The sequence below is a fragment of the Streptococcus sp. ACS2 genome (genome assembly GCF_000525585.1).
Taxonomy (GTDB): domain Bacteria; phylum Bacillota; class Bacilli; order Lactobacillales; family Streptococcaceae; genus Streptococcus.
In genome coordinates, this window is sequence record NZ_JALT01000007.1 from 1 (window position 1) to 1,441 (window position 1,441).

Genomic DNA, 1,441 nt, shown 5'->3' on the forward strand with positions numbered 1-1,441 from the left:
AAGAGGCTTATAGGACAAAAAACGTGTTTTGCTAATCCCAGTAAGAAGGATAATTGTCCTCTCTATGGAGTTCACTCCAGACGATAGCATCACCCCACATAGGGATAGTTGAGGTGCGTTTTTCGCTATCCGAAATTCTTTCGTATATATCTGAAATGCTCTTGTCTGTGGGCATCACTCTCAATATTTCAGACACAGAAAGCGGCTCCGGTGAGTGCATATAACACCACCAGAAGACCGCTTTTATTCTTCTTTCGACAGATAACCCTCTATGGTCCCGGAGCAATGCTCTTATCCTCGAATTGACGCCTCCTTCGATCCGATTATTCGTTGACGGCAATTCATCTATTTCCTGACTTAACTGCTCATCCAGATATGTGAACATGCTGTTTTCTTTTATCAGCCTTACAATGGAGCGCTGTGCCTTTAACAACCTTTCATGTGTGTATCTCCAGTTTCCGTTTTCGTCACGGGACATCTGGCTCAGGAATTTGTTGTACTTGCTCATCCATTCCACAAATCTTTCTGTCCATTTCTCTGCTTCCTCTTTGGTATCAAGCTTCAGCAGATCCTTTGAAAGTGTGTATAACTCAATCCCTGCAAGGGTTTTAGGCCGCGTTGTCGTATATCGTTTTATCTGTGAAAACACATGAAACAGGCACCTTTGGTGTCTCGCATGAGGCCACGTTTTACGAAGTGCCTTATTAAAACCAGAGCCTCCATCAGACACCACCATTACAGGTTCCTCTATTCTAGACATCAATGCCTTCCAGGCACCGGAATGCTCATATCTGCATAGATACCATCCAAGTACATGTTTGTCATCACAGCAGATCAATACACATGCCTTTCTGGCAAGATATATGCCGTCTAAATACAATACGTCTTTCTTGTCCTCAATGACAGGAGGCATAGGCCACAGGTTCCAGAACTTTACCGTATTTCTACGAAATGTTCTGCCTCCACCCGGCATATTCGCTTGAGTGCTTCGTCCAAACAACCACTTCAGGAACATATTTAATTGCTTTGAAGAGTTATCGATTTTAGGTGTAAATGATGACTTGCACTCAGGGCAAAACCATCTCTGCGTACCTGAACTATTCTTTCCATGTCTGATACATTTGGCTCCACAATATGGACAATTAACGCTCTTCATTCGGTATCCTCCCGATAATTCATTCTCAGAAAGATATAACGCCAATACATGTTGAAATTTCAACTGTTAACAAGCATTCTAAACACGTTTTTTGTCCACCCTCTATCTTCTTTCAAAAAAGATAAAACCGCTATAGCCATTGAAATTTCAATGGCTATAGCGGTTTTGTAACACGTTTTTTGTCCTATAAGCCACAAAAGACCGGCAATACGCCACTGTTTAATCCATTGCACTAAAAAACCGCAGACATCAGCCTACGGTTAAATTTCGTTGGTTGCGGGGACA

General features: G+C 42.3%; 1 protein-coding gene. It reads right to left on the reverse strand.

Features of this window, described 5'->3' with window-relative positions; all coding sequences use genetic code 11:
* Positions 1-31 precede the first annotated feature (31 nt).
* Positions 32-1,156, reverse strand: a complete 1,125-nt coding sequence (locus HMPREF1517_RS00270; RefSeq protein WP_036380601.1) for an IS1249 family transposase — start codon at positions 1,154-1,156, stop codon at positions 32-34.
* Positions 1,157-1,441 lie beyond the last annotated feature (285 nt).

Bases quoted from the DNA above. Each gene is read 5' to 3' on its own strand.
- HMPREF1517_RS00270 (WP_036380601.1), bottom strand. From the start codon at position 1,156: ATGAAGAGCGTTAATTGTCCATATTGTGGAGCCAAATGTATCAGACAT.